Annotated in this window: 25 protein-coding genes and 3 pseudogenes; 20 read left to right on the top strand and 8 right to left on the bottom strand. The window is 63.1% G+C overall.

What is annotated here, in order from left to right; translation table 11 throughout:
• The first annotated feature begins 82 nt into the window (after nt 1-82).
• From ACFVAV_RS13470 to ACFVAV_RS13450, 5 genes are all read left to right on the top strand, one after another.
• On the top strand, nt 83-1,447 hold the full coding sequence (locus ACFVAV_RS13470; RefSeq protein ID WP_379034497.1) for an NAD(P)/FAD-dependent oxidoreductase: 1,365 nt from the start codon (nt 83-85) through the stop codon (nt 1,445-1,447).
• Nucleotides 1,448-1,597: 150 nt separating this feature from the next.
• Nucleotides 1,598-2,644, top strand: coding sequence for a phosphotransferase family protein (locus ACFVAV_RS13465; protein WP_379034495.1), 1,047 nt, complete (start codon nt 1,598-1,600; stop codon nt 2,642-2,644).
• Between the two features lie 48 nt (nt 2,645-2,692).
• Nucleotides 2,693-3,664 (top strand): hypothetical protein, encoded by a 972-nt coding sequence (locus ACFVAV_RS13460; RefSeq protein WP_379034493.1) that lies wholly within the window; start codon nt 2,693-2,695, stop codon nt 3,662-3,664.
• Between the two features lie 13 nt (nt 3,665-3,677).
• Nucleotides 3,678-4,661 carry an NADPH:quinone oxidoreductase family protein gene (locus tag ACFVAV_RS13455; protein ID WP_379034491.1) on the top strand — a complete coding sequence of 328 codons (984 nt, stop codon included), beginning with the start codon at nt 3,678-3,680 and terminating at the stop codon, nt 4,659-4,661.
• Between the two features lie 73 nt (nt 4,662-4,734).
• The gene (locus tag ACFVAV_RS13450; RefSeq protein WP_379034489.1) at nt 4,735-5,496 is read left to right on the top strand and encodes a 3-hydroxyacyl-CoA dehydrogenase; all 762 of its coding nucleotides are present in this window, start codon (nt 4,735-4,737) and stop codon (nt 5,494-5,496) included.
• Nucleotides 5,497-5,765: 269 nt separating this feature from the next.
• On the opposite strand, the gene ACFVAV_RS13445 is transcribed toward ACFVAV_RS13450, so the two are convergent.
• Complete coding sequence (locus tag ACFVAV_RS13445; RefSeq protein ID WP_379034487.1) at nt 5,766-6,041, bottom strand: hypothetical protein; 276 nt, start codon at nt 6,039-6,041, stop codon at nt 5,766-5,768.
• A gap of 433 nt (nt 6,042-6,474) precedes the next feature.
• Here ACFVAV_RS13445 and ACFVAV_RS13440 point away from each other — a divergent pair.
• Both ACFVAV_RS13440 and ACFVAV_RS13435 read left to right on the top strand, forming a co-directional pair.
• Nucleotides 6,475-6,843: pseudogene (locus ACFVAV_RS13440) on the top strand (nitroreductase/quinone reductase family protein); the annotation flags it as partial.
• 70 nt (nt 6,844-6,913) lie between these two features.
• Nucleotides 6,914-7,039 (top strand): hypothetical protein, encoded by a 126-nt coding sequence (locus ACFVAV_RS13435; protein WP_379034485.1) that lies wholly within the window; start codon nt 6,914-6,916, stop codon nt 7,037-7,039.
• Nucleotides 7,040-7,377: 338 nt separating this feature from the next.
• On the opposite strand, the gene ACFVAV_RS13430 is transcribed toward ACFVAV_RS13435, so the two are convergent.
• Both ACFVAV_RS13430 and ACFVAV_RS13425 read right to left on the bottom strand, forming a co-directional pair.
• Nucleotides 7,378-8,022, bottom strand: a complete 645-nt coding sequence (locus ACFVAV_RS13430; RefSeq protein WP_379034483.1) for a TetR/AcrR family transcriptional regulator — start codon at nt 8,020-8,022, stop codon at nt 7,378-7,380.
• Between the two features lie 197 nt (nt 8,023-8,219).
• A complete protein-coding gene (locus tag ACFVAV_RS13425; protein ID WP_379034481.1) occupies nt 8,220-9,413 on the bottom strand; it encodes a hypothetical protein in 1,194 nt (397 codons plus the stop codon).
• Between the two features lie 487 nt (nt 9,414-9,900).
• On the opposite strand from ACFVAV_RS13425, the gene ACFVAV_RS13420 reads away from it, so the two are divergent.
• From ACFVAV_RS13420 to ACFVAV_RS13395, 6 genes are all read left to right on the top strand, one after another.
• Nucleotides 9,901-11,022, top strand: a complete 1,122-nt coding sequence (locus ACFVAV_RS13420; RefSeq protein ID WP_379034479.1) for a phosphotransferase — start codon at nt 9,901-9,903, stop codon at nt 11,020-11,022.
• Nucleotides 11,023-11,182: 160 nt separating this feature from the next.
• Nucleotides 11,183-12,418, top strand: a complete 1,236-nt coding sequence (locus ACFVAV_RS13415) for a cytochrome P450 (protein ID WP_379034477.1) — start codon at nt 11,183-11,185, stop codon at nt 12,416-12,418.
• Nucleotides 12,419-12,463: 45 nt separating this feature from the next.
• On the top strand, nt 12,464-13,237 hold the full coding sequence (locus ACFVAV_RS13410; RefSeq protein WP_379034475.1) for a hypothetical protein: 774 nt from the start codon (nt 12,464-12,466) through the stop codon (nt 13,235-13,237).
• 146 nt (nt 13,238-13,383) lie between these two features.
• Entirely contained in the window at nt 13,384-14,004 is a 621-nt protein-coding gene (locus ACFVAV_RS13405; protein ID WP_379034473.1) for a cytochrome c oxidase subunit 3, read from the top strand.
• A 4-nt stretch (nt 14,005-14,008) separates the two neighbouring features.
• Nucleotides 14,009-14,278 carry a cytochrome C oxidase subunit IV family protein gene (locus ACFVAV_RS13400; RefSeq protein WP_379034471.1) on the top strand — a complete coding sequence of 90 codons (270 nt, stop codon included), beginning with the start codon at nt 14,009-14,011 and terminating at the stop codon, nt 14,276-14,278.
• Between the two features lie 196 nt (nt 14,279-14,474).
• A complete protein-coding gene (locus ACFVAV_RS13395) occupies nt 14,475-14,687 on the top strand; it encodes a ferredoxin (protein WP_379034469.1) in 213 nt (70 codons plus the stop codon).
• A 927-nt stretch (nt 14,688-15,614) separates the two neighbouring features.
• Here ACFVAV_RS13395 and ACFVAV_RS13390 read toward each other — a convergent pair.
• Nucleotides 15,615-16,073, bottom strand: coding sequence for a transposase (locus tag ACFVAV_RS13390; RefSeq protein ID WP_379034467.1), 459 nt, complete (start codon nt 16,071-16,073; stop codon nt 15,615-15,617).
• A gap of 169 nt (nt 16,074-16,242) precedes the next feature.
• Complete coding sequence (locus ACFVAV_RS13385; RefSeq protein ID WP_379034465.1) at nt 16,243-17,280, bottom strand: amidohydrolase family protein; 1,038 nt, start codon at nt 17,278-17,280, stop codon at nt 16,243-16,245.
• Nucleotides 17,281-17,488: 208 nt separating this feature from the next.
• Here ACFVAV_RS13385 and ACFVAV_RS13380 point away from each other — a divergent pair.
• The 7 genes and pseudogenes from ACFVAV_RS13380 to ACFVAV_RS13350 form a co-directional block, all read left to right on the top strand.
• Nucleotides 17,489-17,922, top strand: a pseudogene (locus tag ACFVAV_RS13380) (GyrI-like domain-containing protein); the annotation flags it as partial.
• Nucleotides 17,923-18,026: 104 nt separating this feature from the next.
• Nucleotides 18,027-18,392, top strand: coding sequence for a VOC family protein (locus ACFVAV_RS13375; protein WP_379034463.1), 366 nt, complete (start codon nt 18,027-18,029; stop codon nt 18,390-18,392).
• A 237-nt stretch (nt 18,393-18,629) separates the two neighbouring features.
• Nucleotides 18,630-19,133 carry a tetratricopeptide repeat protein gene (locus tag ACFVAV_RS13370; RefSeq protein ID WP_379034461.1) on the top strand — a complete coding sequence of 168 codons (504 nt, stop codon included), beginning with the start codon at nt 18,630-18,632 and terminating at the stop codon, nt 19,131-19,133.
• Between the two features lie 21 nt (nt 19,134-19,154).
• A complete protein-coding gene (locus tag ACFVAV_RS13365; protein WP_379034459.1) occupies nt 19,155-20,087 on the top strand; it encodes a TetR family transcriptional regulator in 933 nt (310 codons plus the stop codon).
• A gap of 29 nt (nt 20,088-20,116) precedes the next feature.
• A complete protein-coding gene (locus tag ACFVAV_RS13360; protein WP_379034457.1) occupies nt 20,117-20,479 on the top strand; it encodes a hypothetical protein in 363 nt (120 codons plus the stop codon).
• A 51-nt stretch (nt 20,480-20,530) separates the two neighbouring features.
• Nucleotides 20,531-20,767, top strand: coding sequence for a DUF2283 domain-containing protein (locus tag ACFVAV_RS13355; RefSeq protein ID WP_379034455.1), 237 nt, complete (start codon nt 20,531-20,533; stop codon nt 20,765-20,767).
• A gap of 260 nt (nt 20,768-21,027) precedes the next feature.
• Nucleotides 21,028-21,264: pseudogene (locus tag ACFVAV_RS13350) on the top strand (transcriptional regulator); the annotation flags it as partial.
• Between the two features lie 71 nt (nt 21,265-21,335).
• On the opposite strand, the gene ACFVAV_RS13345 reads toward ACFVAV_RS13350, so the two are convergent.
• The 3 genes from ACFVAV_RS13345 to ACFVAV_RS13335 all read right to left on the bottom strand — a co-directional run bounded on the left by ACFVAV_RS13345 (nt 21,336) and on the right by ACFVAV_RS13335 (nt 24,712).
• On the bottom strand, nt 21,336-21,518 hold the full coding sequence (locus tag ACFVAV_RS13345) for a hypothetical protein (protein ID WP_379034581.1): 183 nt from the start codon (nt 21,516-21,518) through the stop codon (nt 21,336-21,338).
• Nucleotides 21,515-23,008: an LVIVD repeat-containing protein gene (locus ACFVAV_RS13340; protein WP_379034453.1), complete on the bottom strand. Its 1,494-nt coding sequence runs from the start codon at nt 23,006-23,008 to the stop codon at nt 21,515-21,517. The genes ACFVAV_RS13345 and ACFVAV_RS13340 overlap by 4 nt, the downstream gene beginning before the upstream one ends.
• A 1,236-nt stretch (nt 23,009-24,244) precedes the next feature.
• Nucleotides 24,245-24,712: a hypothetical protein gene (locus tag ACFVAV_RS13335; protein WP_379034451.1), complete on the bottom strand. Its 468-nt coding sequence runs from the start codon at nt 24,710-24,712 to the stop codon at nt 24,245-24,247.
• Nucleotides 24,713-24,714 lie beyond the last annotated feature (2 nt).

The raw sequence follows: 24,714 nt of genomic DNA, 5'->3' as shown, positions 1-24,714 counted from the left end.
GTCCCATCTGGGCGGACACACCTCCTTCGGATGCGTGGCTGAGGCATCGGCTGGTTTAGTTTAGATTAAAATCTAGTACTGTGTGCGAAGCGATCGTGTCGATCCGGGTGGTCGGCCGCGCGAATCGGGGAGGGTGAACGTGCGTACCTCACACGTGGTTGTGGTCGGAGCGGGACCGTCGGGTGCTGCCGCCGCTCGAGTGCTGAGCGATGCCGGTGTCGGTGTCACGGTTCTCGAAAAAGAGGCCGAAGTGGGTGGCCGGACACTGACGGTGCGCGACAGCGGATTCTCTGTCGACTCCGGCGCCATTTTCGTGATGGGGTCCTACGCCCGGACTCTGGCGTTCCTGCGAAAGTCGGGGCGGTCCAAGGATGTTCAGCCCTGGAAGGCAGGAACCGCGCTGTTCGAAAACGGTGAGGCTTACCCGGTGCGATTCGACCGCCCGCTCAGTTTTCTTCGCCTTCCGCAGCTCACCATGTCCGACAAGATCCGGTTCCTCCGCGTCGCTGCAAGGCTCAATCTGCGCCGTGGTCCGGTGCCGTGGGATCTGGCATCTCTCGCAGCGGCCGACAACGGCGAATCCATGGAGGCGTGGTCGCGGCGTTGCCTGGGGGATCGAGTACACGAGTACGTCGTACGCCCACTCATGGAGCCGCTGACCGGCGCCGACCTCTCGACGATCTCTCGCTCATTCCTCATCGGTCTGCTCCGCGAGCCCTCGAAGACTCGCCTCACAGTCCCGACCGAAGGTCTCGATCGAGTGACCGCCTGGCAGTTGAAGGACGTGGAGGTTCGCTGTAACACCTCGGTGACCGCTATTCGCCCGCTGCCTTCCGGTGTGACGGTCGAGACGTCCGGAGGCGAGCTGACGGCTGACGCAGTGGTCGTCGCGACCGATCCCTTCTCTGCTGCGGACCTCTGCCGGGAGGCATTCTCCGCCCAGGCGATCGCGGCGCTGAATTCGGTACAGGCCATCCCGTTGCATCACGTCGCCTTCGGATTCGCGCGGGATCCCTGGCCGAAAGCTCCGCACGATCTCGTGGTGCCGGTCGGGGTCGGGCAACATTCGGACATCGGGGTTCTTCTCGGTGAGCGACGTCGGCCGGGCTCGACGCCCCCTGGTGGCCAGGTCGCCAGCGTCTACTTCGACGGCCCACGATCAGCGCAGCTGACCGAACAGCAGCTACCGGATGCCGCGCTGGAGGTTCTCGGCAAAGTTCACGGCTATGCGGAACCGGACTTCACTCAGGTCTACTACCGGCAGTACGGACTCGCGACAGCGGCACCGGGGCACTACCGGAGGATGCTGGAACTCCTGGCGATGCAGCCCGCGCGTATCCGGATAGCCGGGGACTACCTCACTCAGTCCGGGATCGAATCCGCCTATATCGCAGGTGAGCGGGCAGCGGTCGATGTTCTGAGGTCCTTGCGCGGCGTCGGTGACTGAACCAGGCGGTATGCCGGCCGGTCCGGGTGGGGTTGCTCGCATCGATCGGCAGTCGGTGACACTTGACGGACCATGCCGCTCGGATTAGATTCAAAAATAGATTAAATTGTGGCGCGGTTGAGTGCTGCAGGTGTTGGAGGCTGGGAGCTGATGCACGACAACATGGACGATGCCGAGAGCGCTGGATCCGAAGTCGGCTCGAGTGCGGACAAGGCAACGCGACTCGGGCGGTGGTTGTCCGAGCGCGCCGAGGTGTGCGGTGCGCTGAGCATCAATCGGATCGGATTCGGTCAGTCCAATGTCACCAGTCTGGTTCGGGACGAAGCGGGCGGCTGCTGGGTGCTGCGCGAACCCCCGCCGGGTAGGCACGACCCGAGCGCGCACGACGTTTTGCGCGAGGCGAGGATTCTGGACAGACTCGCCGGAACCGGGATTCCAGTTCCCACGGTGATCGGGACCGACGAGACAGCACCGTTCTACGTCATGACGCAGATGCCAGGTGCGGCGTTGGAATCGGAAGCCGACGCTGAAGCGCTGAGTCCGGACCAACGTTCGGAGCTGGGGCGTGCCGTCATCGAGGTGTTCGCCAGACTGCACTGCTTGGATCCGGCGGAGATCGGACTGGGTGATCTCGGCCCCGCGACCGAATACCTGCCACGTCAGATTCGGCGGGCGGTCCGGAGTTGGTCGCAGTGGGGTGACCGATCGGCGCACGACGCGGCGTGGCAGAACGTTCGTGTTCTGCTCGAACGCGACATCCCGCAACAGCAGCGGCTGGTGCTCGCCCACGGTGACTACCGGCTCTCCAACTTGTTGGTCGCCGACAGCAGGATCACAGCGGTCCTGGATTGGGAACTGGCGACACTCGGCGACCCGCTCGCTGATCTGGCGTGGCTCATCGACGACTGGCGCGGACCGGATGAGCCGCGAATCACCATGCCGAGCCCCACCCGGGCAGGTGGATTCCCCGACCGCGTCGAGCTCATCGAAGCATATTGCAATGCAACTGGTTTCGATGCCAGCGGTATCGGCTATCACCGCGCGTTCACGCACTGGCGAGCAGCGACGCTGCTGCAGGGTGTCCTGCTGAGGCGCCGGTCCGGGGCCATGGGCGACCACGGTGCGGTCGATCTGACAGAGCTCGACGCGACGATCGGGTTCCTGCTCGTCGAGGCAGGCGACCTGGCACGTGGCTGAGCACGACAGCCGCCGATATCGACTTCGACACAGCGAGAGAAGACACGAATGAAGCCCGAGGACGACTACACGCACCCGGTCGGGGACGAACGTAACTTCAACGAATCCATGTACTTCCAGTTCCATGACCCGACCCGCCGAATCGGTGGTTTCGTCCGGCTGGCGAACCGGCCGAATGAGGGTCGCGGCGAACGAACCGTCTGCGTATACCTTCCTGATGGCAGGGTGGCGTTCGGCTTCGCGCGGCCCGAGGTGACCAGCAATGCAAAGATGGCGGGATCAGGGCTCGAGTTCCACGTCGAGGAGCCGCTCACCAGACTGCGCGCGACCTTCGACGGCACGATCAATCTCCTCGACGACCCGGAGATCCTGTCCGATCCGCGGCAACTGGCAGACACGCCCCTGGTCACCTGCACCGCCGCGCTGGTCTTCGAAAGGCTTGCCGATCCGTACGAGCACAGTTTCGACGGTGACGGACCGGCTTTCGCGCCGAATCACTACGAGCAGCCCATGGCCGTCACCGGAGAGATCGTCGTGGACGGCACGGCCTACGAGATCGACGGCGTCGGCCTGCGTGATCACTCCTGGGGTCCACGGTCGTGGCAGGCGCCGTGGTTCTATCGGTGGCTGCACGGGTCCACCCGGACGGCCGGATTCATGGGTGCCTACTTCGGCAGCGAGAACGGCGCTCCGCTGACCGGTGGGTTCGTCTGGGATCACGACGGTGTCCACCACTGCTCGACTATCAAGGTCCGGACCGAACGCGACGAGAAGGCCGTGACGCGCCATATCGCGATCGAACTCATCGCCGACGACCGACGAAGTTGGCGGTTCACCGGCAAAGCTGGTGTGACGGTGCCGTTGCGGCACCGGAAAGTGGAGGCGTCCGGAGCCGAACTGACGACGCGCATTCTCGAGAGCCAGGTCTGCTGGACAGGTGAGGACGGCACCGAGTTGTACGGGATGGGCGAGTATCTCGATCAGATCGTCGCCGGCGAGCCCGTTGGCCTCGATGTCTGATTTCGGGAGCACGATGGCGGCTGTGCAGCTGACGGACCTCAGGGGCCCGGCCGCGTTGCGGACCACCCGGATTCCGGTCCCGGACAGCAGGGACAAAGTGCTCATCGAGGTTCGCGCGGCCGGGGTCAACTTCCCCGACCTGCTCATGACCTACGGGAAGTACCAGATGCGAGTTCCGGCGCCGTTCGTCCCGGGATTCGAGGTATCCGGTGTGGTCTCCTCGGCGCCGGAAGCCAGCGGCATGCAGGTCGGCGACGAGGTTGTGGCCTTCTGCTCGCAGCTCGGTGGCTACGCCGAGTTCGTGGCAGTCGATCCCGTGGCGGTAGCGATCAAGCCTCCCGAGTTGGAGTTCGGAGCCGCCGCCGCTTTGCTCTCGAATTTCCAGACGGTCCACTTCGCGTTGACCCGGCGCGCGAGCCTACGGGTGGGACAGAAGCTCCTCGTGCTCGGCGCCGCGGGCGGCATCGGCACGGCCGCTGTCCAGGTGGGAAAGGCGCTGGGAGCCGAAGTGATCGCAGTGGCCAGGCGGGAAGGGGTGGCCGAGCAATTGATCGCCCTCGGCGCCGACCATGTGGTTCCGCTGACCGACGGCTGGGCCGCGCGGGTACGGGAACTCACCGGCGGCACCGGTGTGGATCATGTGCTCGATCCGATTGGTGGACCGGCCTTCGACGAGGCTGTTCGCGTCTTGGCGCCGGAGGGAACCTTGCTGGTTGTCGGCTTCGCGGCAGGGGGCCAGATCCCGTCGGTGAAGGTCAACAGACTGCTGTTGCGCAACGTGTCGGTCGCCGGGGTCGCTTGGGGTGAGTACATGCGTGTTCACCCTGGGGCTTTCGCGGAGTCGATGACAGAGCTGGGCGGGCTTGTCGCGCAAGGGCTCCGGCCGTTCGTCAGCGCGCGATTCCCGCTGGCCGACGCCGCCGAGGCGCTTACTGCGCTGGAACGCGGACAGATTGTCGGCAAAGCGGTGATGGAGCAGACCGCCTCCGCGTGGTGAGAACGATGCCGGGCCGTCGCCTCTCTCACCGCACCACGGAACAGATGTAAGAACCAGGAAAGTAGGGACCGAAATGGAGATCAAGAACGCAGTCGCGGTGGTAACCGGCGGTGCATCCGGCCTCGGGCTGGCCACCGTTCGCGAGTTGCACAGCCACGGCGCCAAAGTCGTCATCATCGACTTGCCGTCTTCCGCTGGTGAGGCGGTCGCGAAGGAACTGGGCGACGACGTGGTGTTCGCTGCCGCCGATGTCACCGACGAGGAGCAGATCTGTGCCGCGCTGGACGCCGCTGCGGATCTCGGTGATCTGCGTGTTGCAGTGAACTGCGCCGGAATCGGAGTCGCCAACAAGACCGTCGGCAAGACCGGCGCTTTTCCGCTGGCAGACTTCACCCGCGTGATCAACGTCAATCTCGTGGGCACGTTCAACGTCCTTCGACTCGCCGCGGAACGGATCTCGAAGACCGAACCGGTCGGCGAGGAGCGTGGCGTGATCATCAACACCGCGTCTGTTGCCGCCTACGACGGCCAGATCGGGCAGGCCGCCTACTCCGCCTCCAAAGGCGGCATCGTCGGTTTGACCCTGCCGGTCGCGCGCGACCTGGCAAGCTTGAAGATCCGCGTGATGACGATCGCGCCCGGACTGTTCCATACTCCGCTGTTCGATACGCTCTCCGAGGACGCGATCGCATCCCTGGGCGCCCAGGTACCGCACCCGTCTCGGCTGGGTGACCCTGCCGAGTTCGGAGCCATGGCGCGGCATATCGTGGAGAACCCGATGCTCAACGGGGAGACGATTCGGCTCGACGGCGCGATCCGCATGGCGCCGCGCTGAGGCTCCGGCCGCTGCGCCGGTCCACGGGGAACCTGATCGGAAGCGTAGACAGTGCATCGAGTACGTGGTCTATAGCGCTTGATCGGTCTGCCGTCCGATGCGACTCGTCTGGTGATTTGCATCGGACCGCATCAACAGTGTTGAGGGTCCGAGATCGAAATCGGCGGAGCATTGTTCGATCGTGGTCGAGGAGTGATCGCTGACCTTTGTGGTGCAGTTGATCGTCAAGGTCAGCATCAATCGCGGCCCAGGTCTGGCCCGGCCTGTGATCAGCAGAGGTGAGGGGCTCGGCTTTGGCCGAGCCCCTCGATCCAGAGTTGGCTGTTTAGGGGGGCGTCCGGAATGCCGCGGTGCTTGCCCGCCAGGACACCCATCGCGTGGAAGGGCATCCGCAGGCCGATCTCGCTCTTCCAGCCGCTGGTGGTGAGGGGAGTCCGCCACTGAATCGCGGTCAGATGTGTTGTGCATTCCACCAGCATGCGATTTGGATCACAGCCGCGAATCCGGGCGGACACGTAGATCACTACGTAGCTGCGATCCGTCATCGAGCAATGAGATGTTCGAGCAGATGGATCAGCTCGCAGCGAGTTCGACCACGGTCTGCTGCAGAGCCCCTTGTCGACCCGGCCGCCGACTGCGCGTGCCAGGCTGTGCAGCGCGGAGGCTATCGCGGCCAGATGTTCGGCATCGTCGCTGTTCAGGAGCCTATGTGTGCGGCGGCTACGCGGTCTGGGCCTAGCTCACCAGGGACACTGGTTGTCCTCGCTCAGCCTGTCTAGGAACACCAGGACATCCAGGTGCGCGTGGATTTCGGCGATGGTTACTGCCGGCCACTGCACCGCATGAGGACTGAAGGGTCGAGTCGGGAAGGTTGCGAACGAGATCGCGACCTGGCTGCACCGCTCGCCGAGGATGGACATCGCATGACCTACCCAGCCCGGACACACGAACGCGTGAGCAGGTAGCCGGTACGAGGCGACCGGTGGCCACGAAGCCGGCACGCTGGACTCCCAGCCTGTGGTAATCCTGACTACCGGCGGTATCCGCAAGAATCCCGTCATTCGGATCAAGGGCGGCGACAAATATTTCGTCGTCGCATCCAACGGCGGTGCGGCCACCGACCTGGCGTGGTGCCACAATCTCCGAGCACACCCGGAGGTATTGCCTTCCGCGAGGATCAGGCGGACATCGCCGAGTGATTCGGTCAGTGTGCAGAGCTCGGTCTCGGTGAACAGTTCCTGTGTGGGAAGGTTGTTCAGCTCGACCTGCGCGGCGGCTTGTCAGCCCGGGCGGAGTTCAATGCCACCGCCTTGTCGAACTCCTCATCCGAGAGGTCGATCAGCGTGAACTACCCGGGATACTTCTGCGCGAGCCGCTCCGCCTCGGCAAGACCATCCAGATGAGGAGGGTCGCTCGCATGGATGACGTATTCGCTGACTTCCTGAATCCGGTTGGATGCCAGGAGGATCTGTTCCTTCTCGAGCTGTTTGAGCCCTTCTTCGGGATCGACCCGTCCGGCTGTGAATTCGGTGGTCTACCTTGATCGCCTGGGAGTTCGGTGCGACATGGGCGATGTCGTGCCGGGTCTGACGGTCACCCCGGCGATCGACCTGGTCCTGCCAGTCCTTCAGGTACACCATCACGCGGAGGATCGATCCGCGCCGGCAACCCTGGATATCGAGAGCAGGCCCCAATGGTGAGGAGGTAAGGATCGACACCTACACCCATGTCCCTCGGTCCGAACGTGCGCAAGGCGATGCGGCCGATCCCACACTCCATTCGCGCCAACCTCGCCGCGTCCGTACTGCTGAGAGCTGTTGCTCGGTGTGTGAACCTCGTGGTCGTGGTCGTGGTCGTGGCTCTTCGGCACCGGCAAACCGGTCAGGCGACTCCTTCGTAGAAGGTATGCCAAATGATGCTGGTCAGTCCGTCGGTGAAGTCCGGATCGGTGTACTCCGACTGGCTTCGCGTGTCGTGCCCGAGCCATTGGTACAGGCAACGCTCGATCATCCACGTGATCCATGGAGTAACTGACGGGACATCGACATCCGGCCGCACGGCTCCCTGTCGTTGCTTCTCCAGGAAGTGTTCGGAGATGAATTCGATCCTGCGCGCCATCACTTCCCCGTATTGCTCTCTGACGCGAGGATCATATGCTGCGGCTTCGGCGACTGCAGCCAGCATGTGACGATGGGCGAAGTAAGCCTCGACAACTCGTCCTAGCGCATCCTTCAACTCCGCCCGACTCGATTTGGGTGGCAGTTCCAGCCAGGCCAGCGCCGCTTGGCCCATGATCACAGTGACCCGGTCGGTCAGCTCGAGGAGGAGCGCGCCCTTGTCCTCGAAGTACATGTAGAAGGTCGAACGCGCGATCTCCGCCTCGGTGATCAGTTGTTCGACGCTGATCTCTGTGAAGCTCGTCCCGTCTGCGACGAAGCGTTCGGCAGCGGTCAGCAGTCGTTGCGCGATCTGGTCACGTCGTTCCGCTCGGGTGGCACGTGCTCTCCGGACAGTTGGTCGCGCCACTATGCGCGTCCACCCCCTTCGTTCTCGATGTGATCGCTATCGAACACAGTGTACGGCTGTGGTTGTCCGGCGGCTACGAACAACCACAGCCGCGCCGCGATCGACAGTTCACCAATCCGCGGGTTCGGGAATGCGACGGGAACCGGTCGGCCGTGGCGGGCCGGCCGAAGCCGCCGACCTCGCGCGGATCCTGGGAATTACGGGTTGCCGTACGGCGGGTAGTCGGGCGACGGCGGGAAGCAGTGCATCAGGCCAGGATCCATCTCCAGGAGACGCTTCCAGTATTTGCGATAGTGCCGGAAGTTCATGAAGTCCTGGTCTTCGCCGTAGACGACCTGGCCGTCGTACTCCCACTTCACCAACGACCACCAGTTCATGATGTCGCTGTTGACGGGCCACTTGAGCCAATTCATCGACTGGCCGACCGCGTGCAGTTCCCGGCCGAGTTCATCGACACAGTCGATCACCTGAGTGAGAACTCGGCCGTCGCGACCGCGTTCGGCTCGCCGAGTTCCCTCGACCACACGAGCCTTGATTCCGTCGCGAATGTAGAAGCCCGTCGTCACTGTCTCGGTCGTGCCCTCGATGGGATCTTCGTCGAACGAGAGGGTGGTTTGCGGATCATAGAGATGCCACCCGCTCTCGGCCGAAGCGAAAACATACGGCCAGCCGGCGCGGAGCGGGTCCTTGATGTCCGCGTGCCGGGGTCCCCAGCCGCGGTCGCGCAGGGCGCCACAGTCGATGTCGAGTACTTCGCCTTCGACCTCGACTGTCCCGCGGAAGCGGCCCGCCTGCTCATAGTGGCCGACCGAGTACTCGCCGTCCTTGGATACCCAGTTCGCGATGCCGGGGTCCTCTTCGCCGGTCTTGGACAGCTTCATGTAATGCGGCTCGGCCACGGCAGTCCAGGTGAGATCGATCTTGACGCCGTGGCGATCGTACCCGAATCGATACTCGCGCTGTGGCTCGATCATCTTGCAGGTCAGCGAGTTCGACAACTCGAAGTCGAACATCTCGGCGCCTTCGGGGATCGCGAGATGCTGATCCCAGCCATAGTACTTACAGTTGTACACGTCCTCTCCGGTGTGGTCCCAGATCGCTGGACCGGCGACCACGAGATTCATGTTCGGCCGGAAATAGAAATAGATGAAGCCGCAAAGATTTCGCTCCGGCACGGTGAATCCGAGCAGGCTGTTCTCACTCCAGTAGGGGTCGTCGCTGCGCTTGTGGAAGTATTCGTCAGCGGCGTTGATCTCGTCGCTCCAACCCATTCCTGCTCCTATGTATTGATGTGTCATCCGGCGAGAGACGCTGAGGCTGTGAGGAGGCCGACCTGGCCAGGGGGATGGCGTATAGCTCGTTCCCGGTTCTGGCCGGGGGTCTGCTCGCACGCTCCGTCATCGACGGGGTCTCCACCGTAGGCATCGGAGCGGACAGCGGTCAAGAAGAAATTTAAGTTTGGTTCACAACTCTAGGTCGCTGGCGCGCGCCTGAAGGGGTGGCGATCGACCGTCCAATCGCATCCAAGGCGGTGGGAAGGCGCCAGCAGATCATCTGCCGAGTCGCTCGCGGCGGCGTCACGGCTTGTCGGGAGCCTGCGTGGAAGCGACCCGATCGTGGTGTGTAAATACCCTTCTGAACTGGCAAAAGTTAGCCATATAGGCCGTCCCGGGCACCCAGGGGGAGGAGCTCGCTACCGGTGCGCCGACGAGCGTTGATGGCTGCGGCGCATGGATGTGATTGACAACACTCCCATGGGCGTACATACTGTTCGAACACCATATTCGACCAAGCCAATAGGCTCATCGTATCTATTGGTGATTAAAAATCGAGGCCGGTTCTGGCCGGCCACCGTTGCACAGCAGGAGAGAGATACGAATGACGCAGTCCGCTACCCCGGGCATCGTGGCCCGGGAACCCATCGCCGTTGCCACCAGCGCAGCCGATATGACGGTCGATTGGTTCCGGTCCGCGCTGAAGGATCACATCGCACCGGGCTCTCCGGCGATCACGGATGTCGCACTCGAACCTATTGGAAGCGGTCTCCTCGCACGCATGGTGCGGGCAGTGCTGACCTACGCCGACACGACTTCGGCACCAGCATCGGTCGTGGTGAAATTCCCGACCGATGACCCGGGCAGTTCGGGCTTGGCGCAGGCAATGGGACTGTATGAACTCGAGACATCCTTCTATCGCGACATCGCTCCGCAGCTCACCGAGATGAGCTTGCCGAAGTGTTACCACTCGTATTTCGCCCCGGACTCGAACGCCTTCAATCTGATCCTCGAGGATCTCAGTAGTCGAACCAGGCCGGGCGATGTGCTACAGGCGAGCAGTCTCGACGACTGCGCGAGTGTGCTGCATCAACTTGTGAATTTCCAGGCACCCCTCTGGAACTCGCCTGCCCTGCAGGCGCTGGAGTGGATCGCCAATCCGGCGCGAACCTTCGGGATCTTCGACGGTTTGTCGGCTGGACTCGGCCCGTTCCTCGAACGCTTCGGTCACGGCCTCGAACCCGAGCACGTGCAGCTGTTCGAATCGGTATTGCCCCGCGCAGGGGAGTGGGTCCGCAACTGGAAGGCCCCGACGGTTGTGCAGCACGGTGACTTCCGAACCGACAACTTCCTATTCGGGACCGATTCGACTGCCGGTGCGGCGACGGTTATCGATTTCCAGACGGTGCGACTCGGCCCTCCTGGCGTCGATCCCGCGTACTTCCTCGGATCCTCGCTGCCGACTGAATCACGCCGGTCGGCCGAGCGGGACTTGATCGCGGACTATCACCAGCAGCTGGTCGGCGCCGGAGTGACGGGCTTCGATTTCGACGCTTGCTGGTCCTCCTATCGCGAAGGCGCACTCTATGGTGTCTTTCTGTTCGTCGGGTCGGCGAGCCAGGTCGAATCGACCGAGCGTGGTGACCGGCTGATCGTCGATCAGATCCGCCGCTACGCCGACATGGCGCTGGACCTCGATTCGGTCGGTGTCGCGGGCCTGAACTGAACTCTGTTCGCCGAGCGTTCGTCGCCTGCACCCGTTGCCGGCGGACGATCGCCCGATTGGGCAAATCTGCGGGTGTTCGGTCCGCTGATCACCCCGTCACGCGCGCCCTGCGGATCGAAGCGGTCGCGCGACATGGAATGAATCATCTGGAGGAAGAAGTATGACCGAACCGACGGCCGGACCATCGATGATGGAAGCCTTCCGGGGAGTGTGGGACACCTGTCCGATGTTCAAGGAGCTGCGGCACCATGCGCCCGTCCTGCACGTTCCTGAACTCGATGCCTGGATCCTCAGCCGGTACGACGATGTGCTCACCGTGGTGCGCGACTCGGAACGCTTCGGGTCCATGCCCTCCGACCTGGTCGGCGAAGTACCGGATGAGCTGAAGGAGGCGCTTCCGCACGGATACGCCCCGTGGCAGCCGGCTCTGGTCAACACCGACCCGCCCGAGCATGACCGCATCCGTAAACTCGCGGCCAAGCCGCTGACGCCCGTGGCCGTCGCAAAGCGAGAAGGCCAGATCCGCGAAGCGGCGACCAGTCTGATCGAACCACTGATTCCGCTGGGTCGTGTGGACCTCGTCGACCGGTTCGCGACTCCCATGCCTGTGCAGGTGCTGATCAAGATTCTCGGTGTGTCACCGGAGGACCACAAGCAGTTCCATCAGTGGACGCTGGGCATCACCGAATTGTTCGTCCCCACCATCTCCGACGAGCGCCGTCTGGCACTGGCACGTGAACAGGTTGACTTCAGCGAGTACCTCACCGAGGCGATTTCCGCCCGCCGCAAGTCCCCCGGGGACGACCTCATCAGCGGTCTGATCCTGGCGCAGGAACGCAACGAGAAGAGCCTGACCGACCGCGAGGTTCTCGGCGTCGTCGGCCAGCTGGTCATCGCCGGATTCGAGACCAGCGCGGGTGCCATCAGCTTCTCGCTGTACAAGCTGTGCGAGCAGCCGGACCTTCTCGCACGGGTGCGCGATGACCTGACGCTGATTCCGAAGGTCGTCGAAGAGTCGCTGCGGCGGCTGACACCGGCGCGCGGAGTCGTCCGCAGGGTGAAGCAGGATGTCGAATTCCACGGGCAGCGAATTCCTGCGGGGGCGAACATCTTCGCGTTGGTCCAATCGGCAAACAACGATGAATCCAGGTTCGAGTGCCCTGAGAGGTTCGATATCGATCGCACCCCGGCGGAGATGCGAAACAGCATGCACTTCGGCGGAGGCGTACATTCCTGCATCGGTCAGTCCGTCGCACGGTTGGACGCACGGATTGCGATTGAAACGGTTATCACGAGGCTGCCGAACTTGCGAGTGGTACCCGATCAGCAGATCCAGGTGCAAGACGGAATGATCTTCCACCGGCCCGAGAAACTCGAGTTCGAGTGGGATGTCTGATCAACACAATCCGCTGACCCGCCGATCGAACCCATGGTACAAATCATGTCGATAAATGTCAGCGAAGCAAAGGAGCTCGCACCCGTGAATCGTCGATCAGAGGTCATTTGTACCTGGGGTGGCGCGGTCTTTGCGCTGCTGTTCTTCGTCGGATTCGTGTTGTTCGCCGGATTTCTCCCGCCACTCAGTCCCAGTGACAGTGCAGAACAAACGGCGGAATTCTACCGAGAGAATGCGAACGGCGTTCGGACCGGCCTGGCGCTCTGCTATTTCGGTACGATCGGTTATCTCGCATTCGGTGCGGGGATCATCGGGCAGACGCGACGAATCAAGGGTGTTTCGCCGACAGTCATACTCCTCCAGGTCTGCGCGTTTGCCGCGTCCAGTTTGCTCATTATTCTGCCCATTATCATGTGGTTCGCCGCTGCATTCCGTCCGGACACTCAATCGGCGGAGAACATTCAGATCTTCAATGACTTCGGGTGGATTTCATTCGTCGCAGGATTCCCGCCCTTCGTCGCGTGGATAGCTGCCACCGGTGTCGCAATTCTGTCCGACCTGAGCGAAACTCCACTGTTTCCCCGGTGGTCCGGATACTTCAGCTTGCTGATGGCTTTCATTCAGGCGGCGCCGCCGATCGTGTTGGTCTACGTCAAGTCCGGACCATTCGCGTGGAACGGAGTGCTGTCGTGGTGGATACCGATGACGGACTTCTTCCTGTGGTTCCTCGTGATCACGGTGCTGACATTGAAGGCGATCAACCGGACGTATGGCGACGGGGAATCTGTCGGCTCAGTGCCGGTCGCGGTCGCCGGCTAGGTCCCGAATGGTGGCTGATCCGCACAATGCCGGCTAGTCAACCCGATGAACGCAGGCCGGGCGGGCGTATCACGGGTCCGCCCGGTCTGCGCCGGCATCGGGAAGATCAGTGCTGACAACCTCCCCCGATCGCGAAGAGGTCGATCATGCTCACAACGGGAATCAGTAGCGGCGGCATCGGCCGCCGAGAACCATGGAAGTCACCCGAGAAGATTTGGAAAGTGCCCGGCGAAGAAGGCCTGTGGGTATTTCTCATCGGCGACATGGTTATGTTCACCGTCATTTTCGCCACATTCTTGTACTACCGCGGTCAGCAGGCCGATCAATTCGAAATTGCGCGCAGGACTCTAGATCAGAGTCACGGCGTGATCAATACGCTTCTGCTGCTCGTAAGCTCACTCGTGGTGGTGCGTGGTGTTCGTGCGATACGAGCCGGGGACGCAACTGCCGGGACCTGCTTGTTCGCCGGAGCAATTGTGTGCGCACTAGGCTTCATTGCTATGAAGGTCGTCGACTACGTTTCGATAGTCGGCAATGACCTGCTGTCCGTCGGTGGAAACTTCTATCCGTACTATTTTGCGCTGACCGGTCTGCATCTCGTTCACCTCCTCGTGGGTGTCGGCGGACTGTTCTATCTGCTGTATATCGCCCGTCGTTCCGGTCGTCTGGAGGTCAACCATGCGGCTGTAGAAGGTGCAGCCTGCTACTGGCACATGGTCGACCTGCTGTGGATGATAATTCTTCCGTTGCTCTATCTCATCAGGTGAAAACATGGAAACTGCTGCCGTATTCATGCGGGATCGGGTGACGATTATCTGGGGCATCTTGGTCGCCGCGACACTGCTGTCTTTCTGGCTCGGGGCCGACCACGGAATCTCGTCGGACAATATGTGTACGACTGTGATACTCGTTGTGGCTTTCATCAAGGTGCGACTGATCGGCCGCTACTTCATGGAGCTACGTGAGGCGCCACCTGTACTTCGTGGTGCATTCGAAGCGTACTGCCTCGCGGCCTGCATCACGCTCATCGCGTGCACGTGACCTGGAAGATTGGTTGACACCGTTCCGTAGGGATTCGCGACAAATCCATGATCAGCAGCGGGGCGGATTCTCGTATCACCGCCGATTGTTCGATGATCATTCGATCAACCCGTGCCTGGCCTCCCGTTGCCGAACCTCGGGTGAAATCAATATATTAGTAATCGCTGTTCAGTCTGTTGTCGGAAAGGAATTCGCAATGAGGATTGAGTTGGACCGGGCCAAGTGCACTGGGTTGGGAATCTGCGAGTCGTTCGCACCGGATTTTTTCGAGGTCGACGACGACGGCGACCTCATCATGCACAAAGACAGTGTCACCGCGGATGAACTGGCCGCGGTCGAGGAAGCTGTGCACAGTTGCCCTACCGAGGCGTTGCGAATCCTGCGGGAGTCCGAAGTCGCTCGCTCGTAGGTCTGGCTGCAGGGTGCGCGCCAGTGTTCTGCGCTACTGACCCGCCGCGGTGGTCGTCCTGAGCGGCGGGGTCTTTCGTCGTTCCTAGCGGTCGGTTGGCTCCGCGCCCGCGCGCGTCGGTTCGTAGCGGCGAAGGCGTGGGATCGGGTCGAAGGCGGCGAGTGCGCGAGTGTGTCGGCGTACCTGGTTCAGGCTGGCCACGAATTGGGTGTGAACGATATCGCGGAAACCGTGGTGGGTGAACAGTTCCCAGCGAAGAACGGACCTCTGGATCCGGGAATCCATGGGCACTGCGCGGTCGGTGACAGGGAAGCTGAGGTATGCCCGGGCGCAGTCGTTCCCGTCCGTGTCGTGGCCACGCGATCCGTGAGGACGACTGGAGACTATGGGCCCTCGGCATCCCCAGCGCGCCGTTGCCGCCGAAAGACCAGAACCCTCCCACCGGGACGGCGCCGCCTGGTGGGACCAGTACCGCAGCTAGGGCGTGTTTCGAAGGTCGGGTCACCGTAGCCACAGGTCGACAACGGCAACGTGGATCGTGGCGACGTAGCGGACGGCGAGTTTGTCGTATCTGGTTGCCAGAGCACGGTATTGCACGCCCACCACCGAGGCGCGGCACCCAGATTGCATCGAGCACGGCGGTGAAATTCGGGCTGTCCCCAGCCTGGCCACCGGTGATGAGCACCGCCAATGGCGCCAAACCCTGCTCGCAGGCCAGATGCAGCTTGGTCGACCATCCACCCCGAGATCGGCCGAACGCGTGATCGGCCGGCTCGACCTCGACCCCACCCGGCGGTTCAGCCTGAGCGCCGCCGTCACGGACCGCTCCGGCGGCGTGCTGATGAGCCCGCATGATGGTCGAGTCCACACTCACTTGCCAGCAGATACCGCCGGTCGCATCGGCCAGGATCTGCAACAGCTTCCAGATCAACGCCCAATCCCCGCACGCTGCCACCGTCGGAACAACCCATGCACCGTCTGCCAGCACCCATACCGATCCGGCACATCCCGCCACGGCGCACCCACCCGGGTGCGCCACCGAATCCCGTCGATGATCTGGCGTCTACTCCACTTCGGCGGGCGACGCGCCTTCTTGCCACGAGGCAGCAACGGTTCCAACCTCGCCCACTGGGCATCGGTCAGATCCGCATGCTCCGCCACCGCTCCCGACCGGAATCCGTAGTCGATGGACATCCCTCGAAGTGCCGCCACCCCGCGCCGTTGCCGCTGAATCAAATCTCGTTGTGTCGACTTAGCATTGAGGTGTGGCGGCCACTCGAGAAATTCACGGTAGGCGGTCGTCAAACCGTCGTCGATCTCGCGCAGCGCGACGAACGGTTCGCTGCCTTGCGGTGCGTGACACAGCGGTGTCGGGCAGATCGGCACACGGCTGCACCGTCGACTCCATGCTGCGACCGATACTCGCGGGCGCATCAATGCGGTGGGTGGTATAGCCCGCCAAAAACTTCGGCGGCTTGGCCTTGCTCAGAAGTGCCCGCTGTCGCAGTGCCATCCGCGCCGAGTGTCGAGACGAGCGTGGCTCGATGGTGTGCCGTCAAACCTTGGAGCTGATGGCTCGCGCGATGCCGCGAAACGCCTGTCGGCGAATGTTTCCCCGAACCTTGTCGAGCAGTGCGGTCGAGGGCTGAGTGGTCGCGGCAGTGCCGAAGCGCGGGAACAACGCCAGCGCATTGGTGCGTTCGATCTCCCGGCGTGAGGCATCGTCTATCCGGTCGTAGGCGTCGAGTCCCGCTGCGAAGTACAGCACTGCCGGGTCCGGCGCGAAGGGCCAGTCGCTGCCGTAGAGGACATGCCCGGGCTGTGCGAATGCCAGCAGAGTGGGCAGCGCGGACGCGCTCGAGGACAGTGCGGTGTCGAAGTAGAAACCGGAGAAGTCATCGAGTAGATCAGCAGGACTGGTTCCGGTCTCGCTGAAGATCGTTGCGGCCAGGCGATGTGCGGCGTAGGGGACGAAGCCGCCGCCGTGGGACAGAATGAAGCGTATGTTCGGGTACTTGCGTCGAATACCGTTACGTACCAACAGGTAGGCGGCGCGCGTCGTGTCGAGAAGAAAGTCTGCGGCGAACGGGGGAACATCGGGTGCGGCGTCGCCGGGCAGATCGGCGGGGTGAACCAGCGCGACTGCCGAGCGATCGTCGAGCACCCGGAACAGCTCGCCCTGGCCTTCGGCGCCGAGATAGTTGCCCGCCGCGTTTCCGAGCAGAACGACGCCATCCGCGTCGAGCGCGTCGAGGGCTCGTTCCGCTTCCCGTGCGGAGGCTGCGACGTCGGGCATGGGCAGGGTGGCCAGGAATCCGAATCGTCCTGGGTGCTCGGCGGCAAGATTCGCGGAGTAGTCGTTGAGTGACTGCGCGAGCTTCGTGGCCTCGGTGGGGTCGGGGATGAATGCCGTTCCCGGAGTTGAAACCGACAAAATAGCGGAGCTGATACCGACCGTGGTCATCAGCTGCTGTGCGAGCTCGGGGGTCCAGTCGGGCAGGGCCCGCCCGCCCGGCGCAGTGATGCCGTGGCTGCGCAAAGCGTCCTGATAGGCGGGGGGTATCAGGTGCTGATGCACGTCGATGCGGTCCACGGACATTGTGGTTCCTTCCACTCGTTGCAGCCGCGACGAGTGTGTTGTGCTCACGTCGCCGCCCCGGAGTTGTATAGATCGCTCCGCGGTCATTAGATGATGATATCATCAGAAACGTTCTGCATCGAGCTTTAGTGATGAGATTGTCAAAAACCTGTCCAAGGTCTCGACGAGCATTGAGGTGTGAGATGTCACCGGCCACACTTGCTACGGCGTCATCCGCTCGGAGAACCCTGACAGCGACCACCTCGTGTACGACGCCGCCATCGAGGGCTCGGGGATCGACACGTTGCCCGAACATATGGTCCGCTTCGATGTGCCCGCCGCCACCTACGCACACTTCACCCACCGGGGCCCGCCACCAACCTGAACCTCACGGTGAACTACATCTACTCCACTTGGTTGACCGGCTCCGAGTACCGTCGCCACACCTACGGCCCGGACCTGGAGATCTACGGCGAGGAATACCGGCCCGCCGGCCCCGACTCGGTCATGAGCTACGCCATCCCTATCAGCTCAGGAAAACGACTCCAGCCTGCCATTGTGGCAACGCCCCCTCGAATCCGCCGGGCACCCAAAGGGGCGGCACAAACAGCGAAAAGCTCAGGAAACGCTCTTCCTCCTCGTGGCGGACGCCGTTGATCGGCGAGTCCTGGCATGCGGCTGGTAGCGGATGTTTCGGCACGCGGAACACAAAGTCAAGTAGTACGCTTGTCCTACAAGATGTGTTCCGGAGGAGGGGATCCGTGATCCACCACGTTCAAATCGCTTGTCCGCCCGGGGCCGAAGATCGTATGCGGGCGTTCTACACCGAAGTTCTCGGGTGGACGGAACTCCCCAAACCTCCGATGCTCGCCGCACGTGGCGGATGCTGGTTCGTGGTCCCGGGCACCGGTGGCCCGGACGGCGAACTCCACGTGGGCATCGAGGATCCCTTTCACCCTGCACGCAAAGCCCACCCTGCCTTCGTCGCCGATGTAGACGCGGTCGCGACCACGGTCATGGCCGCCGGCTACGAAATTCACTGGGCCGATCCAGCCGAAATCCCTGGTCGTCGTCGTTTCCATATGGCAGATCCGGTTGGCAACCGCCTCGAGTTCCTGGCGGGCTGATCGACCTACTACTGCATGCTTGTAGGCGATGCGAGTCGCAGGCATACGGTCTGTTCGCCGGACCGCCCGGGTATTGCAGTTCGGCGGTCACGACCCGAGCGCGCTTGGCATCGCGATACGCGAGGTACACGAGCGCATGCCGAAGAAGAACGAGGAACCGGACCAGTCGCAGTCTGAGACCGGTGTGGAGGTCTAACAGCGCAAGGAGGAGATCGGCAAAATGACGGTGGTCGCGTGATGAATACGGCCTCCGACACCGACGAGCACGGCGATATCGACGACGCAGAAGCGGTGTACCGCGCGGCGGCCGAGGCCGGTGACATCGCCGCGATGACCCAGCTCGCCATGCTCATCGACGAGAACGCGGAGTACGAGGAAGCCGAAATGTGGTATCGCCGCGCCACCGATGCCGGTGACACCACAGCAATGGCCGGGCTCGCCCACATGCTCAGGGCCGCTGAGGATCTCGACGGAGCCGAAAGCTGGTGGCGGCGCGCCGCCGAGCCCGTTCCTGCCGAGTACTACCCGGGCCACATCTCTGCCATGTACCGCCTGGGCGTGCTGCTGGCCGGTCGCGGTGACCTCGACGAAGCCGAAGCCTGGCTCGAGCGGGCAGCCGGACGCGACAACAAGCCTGCGATGGCTCGTCTCGGCGAGTTGCTGCACGACCGTGGCGACTTCGAAGCAGCCGAAACCTGGCGGCGGCGGGCAGCCGGCAATGAATATTTCTGGGCACAATGACCGGCCACCCGACCACAAGGGATGACCAGGGCGAGAGCACCGACCTCGACCCGGTCGTCGCTGAACTCGACCAGCATTTACCTACCCCGCTCGGAATCAACTCAAACCGCAACAGGGAGAACTGAAGTCGATAACACAGCACTGTTGTCATCGATAACCATGGAGACTGATCGCGCGCCTGCCGCCGAGAGGAACCGCGAACGGATCATCGCCGCCGCAGCTCAACTCCTCACTGAAGGTGGACGCGAGGCGGTGTCGACCCGCGCGGTGAGCGCCGCGGCCGGTGTCCAAGCTCCGACCATCTACCGGCTCTTCGTCGACAAGCAAGGCCTGCTCGACGCGGTCGCCGCCTCTGGCTTCGCAGCCCACCTGAGCGAGAAGACCAGCCTCGAACTCATCGACGACCCGGTCGAGGACCTGCGCACCGGCTGGAATCTGAACATGGAATTCGGCTTGACCAACCCCGCTCTCTACACCCTCATGTATGCCGAGCCCCGCCCAGGCGGCACCGCGCCCGCGGCGCTGACCGCACTGGCAGTTCTCGGCGCCCATATCCGCCGGATCGCAGAAGCAGGCCGACTGCGCATCGACGAGGCTCGAGCCACCCAACTGGTCCACGCCGTCGGCGGCGGCACCACCCACGCCCTCATCGCCACTCCTCCGGACCACCGCGACATCACCGTGCCTCATCTGGCGAGGGAAGCCGTCATCGCCACGATCACTACCGACGTTCCCGTCATGGCGGCGTCCGGCCCGCCAGCGCGGCAGTCGCCCTGCGCGCCCTCCTCCCGCAGACCACCGCACTCACCCCCGGCGAGCGCGGCCTGCTCACCGAGTTGCTCGACCGCATCGCATGCAGCCGACGACACAGTGGACCAGAAATTCGTGTTCTGTTGCAAGGGAACCAAACCCGGGTGCGCGGCGTCTAAGTCATCGAAGGGAACTTTCACGTGATCGCGTGAATGGGCATAAGGGGAGAGCAAATGCAGATCGTGAAGTGGACCGCAACCGGTGTCGCCGCAGCAGCTGCAACGGCAATGGTCGTCATGGGCGCACCAGCCGCCGCGAGCCCATGGACGACAGGTACGGGATCGGGACCGAACGCGCGGGGTGATCTGTCGTTCATCGCGCTGTGCAGCAGTGTCGCAAGTTTCACCAACCACGGTCGGGAACAGGCGATATCGCGAGGCATATCCGAAGACATGATGGACCAAGCGATCACGCAAGCCAACAGCAGCGGGAAGCGGTACAAGCGGAAGGGGGCGGACACGATCAAATACGTCGGGGACAAAGTGTGGGTTGTCCTGAACAGCAACTGCGCTGTCGTGTCGACCGGGTGGAACTAGGGTGCCCCCATCGCGAATCAACGACGATAGCGGACAGACGTTGGAACCAACTTGGCAGGAGTTGAGCTTGTGCGGATGACTTACGATTCGGCGGCGAACGCCGCGATGATCTACCTGGCCGATCGCATCGGCCCTGGAGAAGCCGTTCGGCAACAAGCAGTACCACTCAGCGGGGCCGAGATGGTCTTGGATTTCGATGCCGATGGCGTGCTACTCGGTATCGAGGTGATCGGCGCACGCGGAACCATCTCGGCCGAGGTGCTCGACGCGGCTGAACAGATCGGATGATCCCCGCCGGTTCGGGCTACGGGAGCCCGAAATCGCAACCCGAACCGGCGGCTCGATCTGATGGCCGTTTCAATCCCGAGTGAGATGTAGGCACATGACATTGCCGCATTTCCCCAGGTCCAGCTAGTATGAACTAATCAAGTGCTGATCGGGGTGAGCGTCGAGTACTACACGCGCATGGAGCGCGGCAGCCTCAAAGGTGTCTCCGACGGCGTGCTGGACGCGCTGGCCCAGGCACTGCGGCTCGACAGTACCGAGCCATGTACCTCCACGACCTCGCCCGTGCGGCAGGACCGGCGCCCAAGGCCCGGCAGCGGGCGATCCGGCCGACGGTTCGGCCCAGCGTGGCGCGAATCGTCGAAGGCATGCCGGGGCTGCCGGCGTCCGTCATGAACAACCGCCTCGACACGCTGGCCGCCAACCCGCTGGGCCGGGCCCTGTACTCTGAGATGTACGCCGATGCGATGTGCAGGGCAAACGTCGCCCGGGTCGCGTTCCTCAGCCCGCGGCGAGGCGGTTCTACATCGACTGGGAGCGTATGGCCCGCTTCGCCGTTGGCGGCGCGAGATCATGACCAGTGCCTGACTGTGGTGAGCATGTCCTGGGCGAAGCCGATCTCGATTGGGCCGAGTATGGGTTCGGCAAGGGTGTGGTCGTCGACGAGCAGCGGCCACGTCGCGGCACCGACTACGAGTAGCACGACGGCCACGCCGACGAGTCCGGCTGCGGTCACCCAGCGTCGGGCGCTCATGAGCCGATAGTTGTCTGCTGATCGGCGGGTGGACTGTAGACCGCAGGGTCGAGCGCCAGCGTGGAGTAGGTGTTGTCGTTGCAACTGACCCACAGCTGGTTTCCGCGCCAGTGCGGTGGGGAGGTGCACCAGTCGCTGGACATGTCACCGAAGACGAGCTGGCCGGAGCGTGAGCTCAGTGCCTGTTCGGGGTCGAACACGCCGCTGGTGATGGCCTGCATCAGTGCGTTCGCGCCGAGGATGGGTGCGCCGATGACCGACATCGTCTTGTGGGCGGAGTTGACGATCTGGTCGGCGTCGTGCTTGCGCGCGGGCGGATTGTAGTAGCCGATCTCTTTGACCTGGAACGGATCTCGGACATCGAAGACGCGAATACCGGAGCCGAACCACGCGCAGGCCAGCGCGGTCGGATCTGCGGGGCGATCGGCCGTGCAGTAGTGCGGGTCGTAGGAGAAGATGGAGCCGCCCATGCTCGAGGCCAATGCTGTGTCGAAGTTCTCGGGGAGGTTGATCTCGAGTTTGATCGAGTTGACCACCCGCGGGCGCGTCTCGTCGGAGATATCGATGAGTTTTACTCCGCCGCTGCCTGCTTCGTCGGGGGCGAACAGATACGGTGTGCCGCCGTAGGTCACCGGGATGGCGTGCTGGGTGGCCCAACCGTCGGTCCAGGTGGTCTCCGACAGAACGGGGACCACCGGGTCGGGATCGCGGCGCTGCACCGCGGAGACGTCCATGATGGTGACTCCGCCCATGTTGTTGGTGAGGTAGAGGCGGTTGCCGTCGGGGCTGAACCCCATACCGTGCATGGAGAGGCCGGGCAGGCCCTGCCAGATGACTTTCGGTTGGGTGGGGTCGCGCAGATCGACGGCGCTGACCAGTCCGGGGGCGACACCGGAGGACCAGTAGGTGTTGCCGTCGGGCGCGAATCCGCCTTCGTGGCCGGTGATCGGCAGGGGTATGGACAGGTTGCTGCCGGCACCGGGATTCAGCAGCCGTGGGTGGCGGCAGTCGGAGATGTCGTACACCGACATCAGCCCCGCCCCGGTCAGGAATGGTGCGCCGGTGGCGGCGAGGAGTTTGCGGGTGGTGTTGACCTTGAGCGATTCCCAGGTGCCCGCCAACATCGCGGGTTCGGTGAGCGCGCCGATCAGCACCGGATTGGCGGGGTCGGCGACATCGAGCACCTGAACGCCGACAGCGGGGCCGTCGAAGCTTCCAGGTATGAAACTGCCAATGTACACGCAGGTGTCGAAGGCTGCCGACACCACGCCACCGCCGTATCCGCCGTAACTCCCGACCCGGGTGATGTTGCAGGTATAGCCGTGGGTGCTTCGGCCGTTGTCGCGGTCGGCGGCCGGGACGTCGCCTTGCAGGCCGGATTCGGGTGTCGAACCGGGTCCGCACGTCGCACGGGCGGCGGTCGACCGGGCGATATCGTGCAGCACCTGCACCTCGGCGGCGGCCGGGTCTGACGGACCGAGCACGGTCATTGCGGGGAACAGGATTACTGCGATGCCGAGAGTTGCTACTCGTCGGACTCGAGTGGGAAGTGAGGTCATGGTCTCCCTCGCCGATGAGGGACCCTTCCTGATGCGGCACCGTCGGCCTACCGCCGTCGGTATGAGTCGTATCCACCGATCCGGTCGATGCCAGGACCGACATACCTGACGGTAGAGCCGCCGGGCCCTGTCCGCTGGGACATATCGTTGTGGCGATGAATCAGCGCATTCGATGTGAATAGTGTCACCCGAGCGGCAGTTCGTGATGCAGCTCGCGTTCCGTCAGGCGGAACGCGAGCTGACCCGGAAGCGTCCCGGTACTGAGCGAGTGCGCGGGACCGTTTTCGCGCGAGTGCTTGCGCGGCCGCACAAGCTGCGGCAGATACGGCAAGCTCCGCGCCTCACCCGGTCTTGCCTATGGAGCTGGATTCGCGGGATTCACCAGTGGTGCGTTAGATTTGTTGGGGCGCAACACCTTCCGTGGTGCAATCCCAGGCGGGATCGGTGGAGTAGCCGTTGTTGCGGATCGGGGAAGTTTTCGCCGGGTACACATCGAGGGATTTTTGGCAGCGGAGGTATGGGTTCGGTATACCTCGCCCGCCAACCACAGCTACCCAGCCACGTCGCCCTCGGGCTACTCGATCAGGGCGTCTCCGCGGACGCGGAGCTGGTTCGCCGTTTCGAGCAGGAGGCCGATGTTGTTGCCCGGCTGGAACAACCCGAACATCGTCGTGGTGCACGATCGTGGCAGCACCGATCACTTCCTGTGGATCGCCATGCAGTTCGTCGAGGGAACCGACGCTGGCCGGGCCGACCGCCGGGAGATGACTGTCGACCGCGCGCTGCAGATCCCGGTCCGACACCCCGGCTCGCGAGTCTCACCGGATGGCGGCATAGGGCTCCACCTTGGACTGACGAGGCGGCGGCAACGACGGCTCCAACGAGACAGGTTCCGGGCCTCGGGCAGAGCACACAGAACGTTGCGGCGCAACCTACCACTATCACGACCAGGTGATATCGAAATCCGTCTGTACCAACATCTTCGGACCACCAGTGACGGCCAGATCCACCTGTAAGTGGTGTCGTAGATGGCCCGAAGAACCACTCGCCGGCTACAAGGAGATCGCCATGGCGAAATCAACCAAGTGAGACACGGTTTAAGTGCTGTGGCGGACTTTTGCTCTGTCCGCGCGATGGCCCTGGTCACTACCTACGCAATATGAATGCTTAGAAGCAAGCCTTAATATAGATTCGCGAGAATCCCCCGCCCTGTGAAGTCAACCCGGCCAGCCTCTGCGCGACCTGATGAGTGGCAAAATCCACCGTGAACTGACTCTTAGGATCGGTCTGTGCAGGGATGTTCGCCTTGATCCGCCGCGACCACGACTCGGTGTCACCGCTCTGTTCGTTGACGGCGTTCAGGAGCTGGCACACGCTTTTTTTCACAAGCTTCTCACCGTCTTCTCCCTCAGTGAAGCGCATGATCAACTGCGCAACCGAGTCCTCCGGTGGTGTCAAAATCGTCGGGTCCACGGGCACCGGACGAACCGGGGGACGAACCGGGGGGCGGACCTCGTGTTGCGCCGCGCGAGCGGCGTCGTCACCACTCCTGGCGATATCGTCTGCCGTCGAACAGCCGGCAACAGTCATGCCCAGCACGAGTAATGGAGTTGCAAGAATGCGTTTCGACCACATCG

It is taken from the genome of Nocardia sp. NPDC057663, from assembly GCF_042799895.1.
Lineage (GTDB): Bacteria > Actinomycetota > Actinomycetes > Mycobacteriales > Mycobacteriaceae > Nocardia.
The sequence above is the reverse complement of the archived record's forward strand: the minus strand, read 5'-3'. Positions and strand labels throughout refer to the sequence as shown.

What these genes read in the sequence shown, in the direction of transcription:
- ACFVAV_RS13405 (WP_379034473.1), top strand. Translation starts at nt 13,384, where the DNA reads ATGCTCACAACGGGAATCAGTAGCGGCGGCATCGGCCGCCGAGAACCA.
- ACFVAV_RS13455 (WP_379034491.1), top strand. Translation starts at nt 3,678, where the DNA reads ATGGCGGCTGTGCAGCTGACGGACCTCAGGGGCCCGGCCGCGTTGCGG.
- ACFVAV_RS13445 (WP_379034487.1), bottom strand. Translation starts at nt 6,041, where the DNA reads ATGACGGATCGCAGCTACGTAGTGATCTACGTGTCCGCCCGGATTCGC.
- ACFVAV_RS13335 (WP_379034451.1), bottom strand. Translation starts at nt 24,712, where the DNA reads ATGTGGTCGAAACGCATTCTTGCAACTCCATTACTCGTGCTGGGCATG.
- ACFVAV_RS13410 (WP_379034475.1), top strand. Translation starts at nt 12,464, where the DNA reads ATGTCGATAAATGTCAGCGAAGCAAAGGAGCTCGCACCCGTGAATCGT.
- ACFVAV_RS13435 (WP_379034485.1), top strand. Translation starts at nt 6,914, where the DNA reads ATGGATGACGTATTCGCTGACTTCCTGAATCCGGTTGGATGCCAGGAG.
- ACFVAV_RS13420 (WP_379034479.1), top strand. Translation starts at nt 9,901, where the DNA reads ATGACGCAGTCCGCTACCCCGGGCATCGTGGCCCGGGAACCCATCGCC.
- ACFVAV_RS13465 (WP_379034495.1), top strand. Translation starts at nt 1,598, where the DNA reads ATGCACGACAACATGGACGATGCCGAGAGCGCTGGATCCGAAGTCGGC.
- ACFVAV_RS13360 (WP_379034457.1), top strand. Translation starts at nt 20,117, where the DNA reads ATGCAGATCGTGAAGTGGACCGCAACCGGTGTCGCCGCAGCAGCTGCA.
- ACFVAV_RS13340 (WP_379034453.1), bottom strand. Translation starts at nt 23,008, where the DNA reads ATGACCGTGCTCGGTCCGTCAGACCCGGCCGCCGCCGAGGTGCAGGTG.
- ACFVAV_RS13415 (WP_379034477.1), top strand. Translation starts at nt 11,183, where the DNA reads ATGACCGAACCGACGGCCGGACCATCGATGATGGAAGCCTTCCGGGGA.
- ACFVAV_RS13460 (WP_379034493.1), top strand. Translation starts at nt 2,693, where the DNA reads ATGAAGCCCGAGGACGACTACACGCACCCGGTCGGGGACGAACGTAAC.
- ACFVAV_RS13400 (WP_379034471.1), top strand. Translation starts at nt 14,009, where the DNA reads ATGGAAACTGCTGCCGTATTCATGCGGGATCGGGTGACGATTATCTGG.
- ACFVAV_RS13395 (WP_379034469.1), top strand. Translation starts at nt 14,475, where the DNA reads ATGAGGATTGAGTTGGACCGGGCCAAGTGCACTGGGTTGGGAATCTGC.
- ACFVAV_RS13365 (WP_379034459.1), top strand. Translation starts at nt 19,155, where the DNA reads ATGACCAGGGCGAGAGCACCGACCTCGACCCGGTCGTCGCTGAACTCG.
- ACFVAV_RS13345 (WP_379034581.1), bottom strand. Translation starts at nt 21,518, where the DNA reads ATGAGCGCCCGACGCTGGGTGACCGCAGCCGGACTCGTCGGCGTGGCC.
- ACFVAV_RS13370 (WP_379034461.1), top strand. Translation starts at nt 18,630, where the DNA reads ATGAATACGGCCTCCGACACCGACGAGCACGGCGATATCGACGACGCA.
- ACFVAV_RS13450 (WP_379034489.1), top strand. Translation starts at nt 4,735, where the DNA reads ATGGAGATCAAGAACGCAGTCGCGGTGGTAACCGGCGGTGCATCCGGC.